8 protein-coding genes are annotated in these 8,042 nt (G+C 49.4%); 6 read left to right on the top strand and 2 right to left on the bottom strand.

What is annotated here, in order from left to right:
- Positions 1-144: 144 nt before the first annotated feature.
- The 6 genes from napF (at position 145) to CAG65_RS12095 (ending at position 4,713) form a co-directional block, all read left to right on the top strand.
- Positions 145-627, top strand: a complete 483-nt coding sequence (gene napF, locus CAG65_RS12120) for a ferredoxin-type protein NapF (protein ID WP_021705311.1) — start codon at positions 145-147, stop codon at positions 625-627.
- A gap of 18 nt (positions 628-645) precedes the next feature.
- On the top strand, positions 646-951 hold the full coding sequence (locus CAG65_RS12115; protein ID WP_161453793.1) for a chaperone NapD: 306 nt from the start codon (positions 646-648) through the stop codon (positions 949-951).
- Positions 948-3,437 (top strand): periplasmic nitrate reductase subunit alpha, encoded by a 2,490-nt coding sequence (gene napA, locus CAG65_RS12110; protein ID WP_021705313.1) that lies wholly within the window; start codon positions 948-950, stop codon positions 3,435-3,437. Before CAG65_RS12115 ends, napA begins: the two co-directional genes overlap by 4 nt.
- Positions 3,438-3,507: 70 nt before the next feature.
- Positions 3,508-3,963, top strand: a complete 456-nt coding sequence (locus CAG65_RS12105) for a nitrate reductase cytochrome c-type subunit (protein ID WP_161453792.1) — start codon at positions 3,508-3,510, stop codon at positions 3,961-3,963.
- A 28-nt stretch (positions 3,964-3,991) separates the two neighbouring features.
- Positions 3,992-4,567 carry a NapC/NirT family cytochrome c gene (locus CAG65_RS12100; RefSeq protein WP_021705315.1) on the top strand — a complete coding sequence of 192 codons (576 nt, stop codon included), beginning with the start codon at positions 3,992-3,994 and terminating at the stop codon, positions 4,565-4,567.
- A gap of 11 nt (positions 4,568-4,578) precedes the next feature.
- Positions 4,579-4,713 carry a TIGR02808 family protein gene (locus CAG65_RS12095; RefSeq protein WP_021705316.1) on the top strand — a complete coding sequence of 45 codons (135 nt, stop codon included), beginning with the start codon at positions 4,579-4,581 and terminating at the stop codon, positions 4,711-4,713.
- A 44-nt stretch (positions 4,714-4,757) separates the two neighbouring features.
- Here the strand turns inward: CAG65_RS12095 and galE are convergent, their stop codons facing one another.
- Both galE and CAG65_RS12085 read right to left on the bottom strand, forming a co-directional pair.
- Positions 4,758-5,774, bottom strand: coding sequence for a UDP-glucose 4-epimerase GalE (gene galE, locus CAG65_RS12090; protein ID WP_161453791.1), 1,017 nt, complete (start codon positions 5,772-5,774; stop codon positions 4,758-4,760).
- A 62-nt stretch (positions 5,775-5,836) separates the two neighbouring features.
- The gene (locus tag CAG65_RS12085) at positions 5,837-7,699 is read right to left on the bottom strand and encodes a diguanylate cyclase domain-containing protein (RefSeq protein ID WP_237668806.1); all 1,863 of its coding nucleotides are present in this window, start codon (positions 7,697-7,699) and stop codon (positions 5,837-5,839) included.
- Positions 7,700-8,042 lie beyond the last annotated feature (343 nt).

Genomic DNA, 8,042 nt, shown 5'->3' with positions numbered 1-8,042 from the left:
AAACAACATTGCATCCCAATTACCTCTTAGGGGGTATTTATACGAATATGGCAAAAACTACAATTTGTGTATGGATAAATGACAATTTGTTAATGAGAAATGTGAACTAGACTTTAGTTAAGTTTCTCTATCGCAGGTGGATTAGTGGTCGATCTTTCAAAAAGACGCTTTTTTTCACGCAGAGACATCAACGAGCAGACGCTTCGCCTTCCCTGGTTAATTGATAATCAGGTGTTTGTAGACGGCTGTACACGCTGCGGAAAATGCGTAAGTGCTTGTGAAACTCAAATCATCAAGATTGGCGATGGTGGTTACCCCAGCGTGGATTTCACCTTCGGCGAATGCACATTTTGTTATCAGTGTGCCGAAGCATGTCCTGAACCCCTGTTTAATGCCAAAGATGTACAGCCTTGGAATGCAAAAGCCACCATCACAGAGCAGTGTCTGGCAAAACAAAATGTCGATTGTCGGAGCTGTGGCGATCTCTGCGATCCCATGGCTATCAAGTTTAAACCTGAAATCGGCCGGGTGTCACAGCCGATATTGGATCTGTCTGAATGTAATGGTTGTGGCGCGTGCGTCTCTGTCTGCCCGACTTCAGCAATCAATGTGAGCAATATTTTATAAAAAATACGAGAGCAATTTATGTCACTAAATGAAGTGCACATTTCAAGCTTAGTGGTCCATGCCCTACCGGAAGACCTGGAAACCGTCAAAACACAAATCGCGGCGTTTGAAAACGCAGAGATTTATGGCGACAGCCCGGAAGGCAAAATTGTCGTGGTGTTAGAAACCGAAAACCAGGGTTTTGTCACTGACACGATAGATGCCATTAACAACTTACCAAACGTCCTGAGCGCGGTGCTGGTTTATCACCAGATTGAAACCGACCTGGACGACACGGATTCTGACACTGGAACGCAAATTTCCCAAATTGAGGGTGAAGTATGAAAATGACAAGACGTGCGTTTGTGAAAGCAAACGCAGCCGCTTCGGCAGCGGCCGTGGCAGGCATTACACTGCCAGCTTCCGCGACCAACCTGATTGCAAGCTCCGACCAAACAAAGATCCATTGGGACAAAGCGCCTTGTCGATTCTGCGGTACCGGCTGCTCTGTTTTGGTCGGTACTCAAAACGGCCGTGTTGTGGCAACACAGGGGGACCCTGAAGCGCCCGTCAATAAAGGCCTGAACTGTATCAAAGGTTACTTCCTGTCGAAGATCATGTACGGTCAAGATCGACTGACTCAGCCACTGCTTCGCATGAAGGATGGCAAGTACAGTAAAGACGGTGATTTCGAGCCTGTGTCCTGGGATACCGCTTTTGATGTCATGGCTGAAAAATGGAAAGCGTCCCTGAAGAAAAAAGGCCCAACGAGTGTTGGTATGTTCGGTTCTGGTCAGTGGACCGTGATGGAGGGTTACGCGGCATCGAAATTAATGAAAGCGGGCTTTCGTTCGAATAATATCGACCCTAACGCTCGTCACTGTATGGCCTCTGCCGTGGTTGGCTTTATGCGTACATTCGGTATTGATGAACCCATGGGCTGCTACGACGACTTCGAAAACGCAGATGCATTCGTGCTGTGGGGTTCAAACATGGCTGAGATGCACCCGGTCCTGTGGACACGAATCACTGACCGTCGTCTGAGCTACCCGCACGTTCGTGTCAACGTTCTATCTACCTATTACCACCGTTCGTTTGAGTTAGCGGACCATGGCTACATTTTCCATCCACAGTCTGACCTGGCGATCGCTAACTTTATTGCCAACTACATCATTCAAAACGATGCAGTTAACTGGGACTTTGTCAACAAACATACCCATTTCAAACAGGCTCAAACCGACATCGGTTACGGACTGCGCGATAACGACCCGCTACAGCAAAAAGCAAAACACCCGAACTCGGGCGACATGTTTGACATGTCCTTTGAGGAATACAAAAAGTCAGTAGCTCCCTATACCGCAGAAAAAGCGTCTGAAATGTCTGGCGTGTCGACAGACAAACTGATCGCTTTGGCCAAACAGTACGCCGATCCTGACACCAAAGTAATGTCACTGTGGACAATGGGCATGAACCAGCACACTCGCGGTGTCTGGATGCAAAGCCTGGTGTATAACCTGCATCTGCTCACCGGAAAAATCGCTACTCCGGGTAATAGTCCATTCTCACTGACTGGTCAGCCGTCAGCATGTGGTACTGCCCGTGAAGTCGGAACGTTCGCACACCGTCTGCCAGCGGATATGGTTGTCGCCAACCCGAAACACCGTGAAATTGCCGAAAAGATTTGGAAATTGCCGGAAGGCACTATCCCGCCGAAACCGGGATTCCATGCCGTATTACAGGACCGCATGCTCAACGATGGCGTCCTGAACTGTTACTGGGTTCAGTGTAATAACAACCTGCAAGCAGGCCCGAACATCAATACGGAGCGTTTACCTGGTTACCGTCATCCCGATAACTTTATCGTGGTTTCGGATCCGTATCCGACCGCAACGGCTCAGGCTGCGGATTTGATTCTGCCGACGGCGATGTGGGTAGAAAAAGAAGGTGCCTACGGTAACGCTGAGCGTCGTACCCAAGCCTGGTATCAGCAAGTCGAGACCATTGGTGACGCAAAATCGGATCTTTGGCAGCTCATGGAGTTCGCTAAGCGCTTTAAGATAGAAGAAGTGTGGCCTGAAGAATTACTGGCCAAGAAACCGGAGTATCGCGGAAAAACCATGTACGACGTACTCTACCGCAATGGTCAGGTGGATGCCTTCCCTATTGAGGAAGCACGCGAATTAAACGATGACGCACACCATTTTGGGTTCTACGTGCAAAAAGGCCTGTTTGAGGAATACGCCACCTTTGGGCGTGGCCATGGTCACGATCTGGCTCCTTACGACCGTTACCATCAAGTGCGCGGCCTACGCTGGCCTGTGGTGGATGGTAAGGAGACCAAGTGGCGATTTAAAGAAGGTTCCGACCCATACGCGAAAAAAGGCAGCGATTGGGACTTTTACGGCAAACCGGATGGTAAAGCCTGGATTATCTCCGCACCATACGAAGCGCCGCCGGAAGTGCCTGATGCAGAATACGACCTGTGGTTATGTACTGGCCGTGTGCTTGAACACTGGCATACCGGCACCATGACTCGTCGTGTTCCCGAGTTGTACAAAGCCTTCCCTGACGCAGTCTGCTTTATGCACCACGACGACGCCGTTGCACGCGGCCTGCGCCGCGGCGATGAAGTTCTGATATCGAATAAACGGGGTGAAGTGCGGGCTCGGGTTGAAACTCGTGGGCGCAACAAACCACCTAAAGGCCTTGTCTTTGTGCCGTTCTTTGACGCACGCATTCTGATTAACAAATTGATTCTTGACGCAACGGATCCACTATCGAAGCAAACCGACTTTAAGAAGTGTCCGGTCAAAATCACCAAAGTGGCTTAACCCCCACTCTTTGAATGTACAGGCAAAGCAGCCTGGTTAAAGAATTGAGCCATCAGGCGGAGAATCAAAAATGAAAAAACTACTTGTTGCACTGATATCTGTAGGCGCTGTGATCACCGGTATTGCACAAGCCGAGTTGGATAACCCCGGCGGCGTGGGCGGAGTCGCATCACTAAGAGGAACTTCCTTACTGGAAGAGACTCGTCCCGCAGACGCGATGAAGAAATACCCTCGTGAGCAAGCACTGGAAAGTGATTACGTTTACCAGCCACCGTTGATTCCACACAACATTCGCAACTATGAAGTATCACTGAATGCGAATAAGTGCCTTTCATGTCACAGCTGGAAGAATGCGAGTGAAATGGGCGCAACCAAGATCAGTGTGACCCACTTCGTTAACCGTGAAGATGCGGTGCTGGCCGACGTGTCACCTCGCCGCTACTTCTGTCTTCAGTGTCACGTACCTCAGGCAGATGCAAAACCTCTGGTCAAAAATGAATATGAACGCGTTGATTCGCTTCGCTAACTCAGGCATCGACTAAAAGAGGCGATTTATGAAACTACTTAAAGCGTTTTGGAAGAGACTGACAAGCCCGAGTAAAGCTGCCGTTGGTATTGTGCTTTTCATGGGGTTTGCTGGTGGTCTTCTGTTCTGGGGCGCGTTCAACACCGGAATGGAAGCGACCAACACCGAAGAATTCTGTTCTGGCTGTCACGCACCGATTGTGGCAGAGATACAGGAAACTATTCACTACTCGAACCGTTCCGGCGTACGTGCGATTTGTTCTGATTGCCACGTGCCGCATGAATGGACAGATAAGATCGTACGTAAAGTTCAGGCATCTAAAGAACTGTTCGCATGGGCCATTGGTACCATTGATACTCCTGAGAAATTCAAGGCACGCCGTGCTCATCTCGCAGAACGTGAATGGGCAAGACTGAAAAAGAACGATTCTCTTGAATGTCGCAACTGTCACCAGTTCGAGTACATGGATTTCTCCGAACAGAGTTCACGTAGCGCCAAACAACACTCAACCGCTCTGGCATCTGGTGAAAAGACCTGTGTAGACTGCCATAAAGGTATCGCACACAACTTACCAGACATGCATGGCGTTGAAGGCTGGGAATAAGGAGAACCTGAATGAGTACATTAGAATCAGTTATCTGGCACGTTCTCGGTTACAGCGCAATGCCTGTGATCATCCTTAGTGGCTTTGCCGCCGTCGCTGTGATTTGTATCTGGCTGCTCTCCATGTGGAAAGACAAAGAATCCTGAGTCAGAATAAAAAAGCCACCGTTGAGGTGGCTTTTTTGTGCGTGTTATTTGTCTGGGTAGCCCTGCGGGTTTTGCGACTGCCAGCGCCAGGTGTCTTGTGTCATCTCGTCCAGAGAGCGTGTCGCTTTCCAGCCCAATTCGGCTTCTGCTTTAGCCGGGTCGGCCCAACATTCTGCGATGTCTCCCGGACGGCGATCCGTCAGTTGATACGGAACCGGCTTACCTGAAGCCTGTTCGAACGCGTGAACCATCTCCAGAACACTATAACCGTTACCTGTACCCAGGTTATAGGTGTGTAGCCCTGCCTTATCACCGACACGTTGCAGAGCCGCTACGTGGCCATCGGCCAGATCCATTACATGAATGTAGTCACGCACACCGGTACCGTCTTTGGTTGGATAGTCACTACCAAACACAGATAAGCATTCTCTGCGCCCGACGGCGACCTGAGAAACAAACGGCATCAGGTTATTTGGGATCCCCTGAGGATCTTCTCCCAGATGACCGCTTGGATGTGAGCCCACTGGGTTGAAATAACGCAGTAAAGCAATGCTCCAATCCGGATTCGCCTGTTGGAAATCCGTCAGACACTCCTCTACCATCAATTTGCTGCGCCCGTAAGGATTGGTCGCGCTGGTCGGGAAATCTTCCGTGATCGGCACTGTTGCCGGATCGCCGTATACCGTGGCAGATGAACTGAACACCAGGGATTTCACACCGGCTTCGCGCATAGCATTCACCAGAACCAGCGTCCCATTCACATTGTTATCGTAATACTCCAGTGGTTTTTCAACCGACTCACCCACCGCTTTGAGCCCGGCAAAGTGGATCACGGCCTCAATCGCGTGTGCTTTTAAGACTTCGACTAACAGCGCTTTATCACGAATATCACCCTGAACGAATTTTGGAGTCACTCCCGCTTCTGCACCGATACGCGGCAGTACACTGGCTTTACTATTGTACAGATTGTCCAAAATGACCGGAGTCATTCCCGCTTCAATCATCTGAATGCAGGTATGGCTACCGATGTAACCCATACCACCTGTCACTAGTACTTTCATTCTGTTTTCCAACTGACGAATTTGAAAGGTATTTTAGAGGTTTTCTTACTGTATGCAACGCATCAGGCCAAAACCAATCGACCTTTGCCCTGCATTTTGGCCCGATACATGGCGGCATCGGCTTTCTTCAGAATGCTATCCAACGTCTCATTACCATGCTCCACATAATACACCCCTACGCTTGACCCTACATGTAAAGTTTGGCCTTGGTACACAACGGGCTCACGAAACAGCTGCAATAAACGTTTGGCCAGCTTGATGGTGTTTTCCCGGTCAGTATGATTCACAATAATGACAAACTCATCGCCCGATAAGCGAGAGACGAGGTCGTGCGCACGCACTTGAGACAACAACCGTTCGGAGATCTGCTTTAATACCGCATCCCCCGCATCATGACCAAAAGTATCGTTGACCGCTTTAAAGCCATCCAGGTCCAAATACAGAACACCAAATCCTTGGTGCTCGGAGAAATTCGCCAGCAGCTCATCGACAATCCGGCACAACTGAGCACGATTCCCCAACCCGGTCAGAGAGTCATGATGCGCGAGATACTCCAGCCGTTCCATCTCTTTGGTACTCGACAGATCAGAAAAGATAAACACTAAATCATACGCGGAGCTGCTTTCATGATTTTGAATCAGATTCACTTTGACAAACATGGGGATCAGGCGACCATCGATGTGCTTTTCCCAGATCTCCCCTTGCCACAGGCCGTATTCAAACGCAGCATCCGTTATGGTTGGCATCAAAGAGGTCAGTTGATGCCAGTCCATCACCTCGCCGGGAGGCTTGCCCAGAACAGTGTTTTGATGGTATCCCAACATACGACTGAAGGCCGGATTCACCATGGTGATGACACCATCATGATCCAGCACCATCAATCCGTCGTGACTGTTTTCAAACACGCCAGCCGCCAGCCTCTGCCGTGCGCGGTGCGCTTCTTCCTCTGTGACATCCTGAATCGCGAACAGCATCTGCTCCGATCGGGAAAGTACCCGACACGAAACCTGAAGTAAGATTTTCCGAGACAGCAGATCAGTCACCCACACCAGTTCATCATCAAAGGTTTTGCCACAATTCAAAGCATCATCGAACAAGCTGCAATCCGGAACCCGAAACAGATCCATCAGGTAGGCGTTCTTGATGACATCATCGGTGCAACTGAAGACTTCACGACTCGCTGCATTGTGGTGAACGATTTCCCCCTTGCGATTAACAACCAATAAGGCGTGTTGAACGGTCTCGATTACTTCATTGGCAAACGCTTTTTCCACTTCCAGTTTATCCAACGCAAACGTCACGCGTTTTTCGTGCTGACCTAATCTTTCCACCATGGTGTTGAACGCCGTGAACAGCTCACCGATCTGGTCGTTTGACTCTGGGTACAACATAATTCGACGACTGCGATTATCAATGAAGTCCCCCATGGCGCGATTCAGCGCAAAGACTGGATGCACAATGTATTTTTGTACTGTCAGGTAGAGCACAACACTCGCGACGATCATCAAGGTCAAAAACAGCACACTATTTTCCACAGCCGTTCGATAGAGCAGCTTCAGGGAATCCTTAGATATGGCCATTTTCAAGACCGCGATGCTCTTTTCTCCCCACTGAATTTGAATAGCGGAATAGATGCAATTTTGGCCGATATGAATACCACTGGTTAGGCCGGACAATTGCCGTTCATCTTCTTGGCTAAACTTGAAACCTGGACTGACGTAGCTGGCAAACAGTTGCCCTGAGCGAGTAAACAGCTTTACGCCCAGTACGTCTGGGTCGGCATTGAACGCGGACAGGGCCAACTGAGCAGCCAAGCTGTCTTCTGAATACAAAGAGGTATGCAGATTATGCGCAATGCCACCAGCCAGGACGGTCACTCGCTCAATAAGATTGGTCTCTTCGCGCTGGAGGCTCAATCTGAACATATAAACTTGAGACGCGAAAAAAATCACTCCTGTAAAAACGATAATTGGCAGAACCAATTTGTTCCTGAGCGAGAGTTGGTTGAGTAACTTCATTGTTGTTTTAAAGGCCCCCGGGCGTGTCTGGCAGACACTTAGCAGGCAAACCTCGCCCGATTAAACTTCCATTTTCAATCGTAAATTATTGATTCTTTATTTTGCCTGACGCCGCGGCCCTGCCGTTTACGGCAGAATTAAATGATGACAGCAAACTTGTCGTACTGTTCTCAATTTGGTTTGCAAGCCATTTCCATTGCTGCAACGACATGAGATTCTCAACACTCGTATGTGTTGAGCATCATGAAAC

The organism is Vibrio sp. V39_P1S14PM300 (genome assembly GCF_009904765.1).
Classification (GTDB): Bacteria; Pseudomonadota; Gammaproteobacteria; order Enterobacterales; family Vibrionaceae; genus Vibrio; species Vibrio proteolyticus.
The sequence above is the reverse complement of the archived record's forward strand: the minus strand, read 5'-3'. Positions and strand labels throughout refer to the sequence as shown.

Bases quoted from the DNA above. Each gene is read 5' to 3' on its own strand.
- CAG65_RS12115 (WP_161453793.1), top strand. From the start codon at position 646: ATGTCACTAAATGAAGTGCACATTTCAAGCTTAGTGGTCCATGCCCTA.
- napA (WP_021705313.1), top strand. From the start codon at position 948: ATGAAAATGACAAGACGTGCGTTTGTGAAAGCAAACGCAGCCGCTTCG.
- CAG65_RS12105 (WP_161453792.1), top strand. From the start codon at position 3,508: ATGAAAAAACTACTTGTTGCACTGATATCTGTAGGCGCTGTGATCACC.
- CAG65_RS12100 (WP_021705315.1), top strand. From the start codon at position 3,992: ATGAAACTACTTAAAGCGTTTTGGAAGAGACTGACAAGCCCGAGTAAA.
- CAG65_RS12095 (WP_021705316.1), top strand. From the start codon at position 4,579: ATGAGTACATTAGAATCAGTTATCTGGCACGTTCTCGGTTACAGCGCA.
- galE (WP_161453791.1), bottom strand. From the start codon at position 5,774: ATGAAAGTACTAGTGACAGGTGGTATGGGTTACATCGGTAGCCATACC.
- CAG65_RS12085 (WP_237668806.1), bottom strand. From the start codon at position 7,699: ATGTTCAGATTGAGCCTCCAGCGCGAAGAGACCAATCTTATTGAGCGA.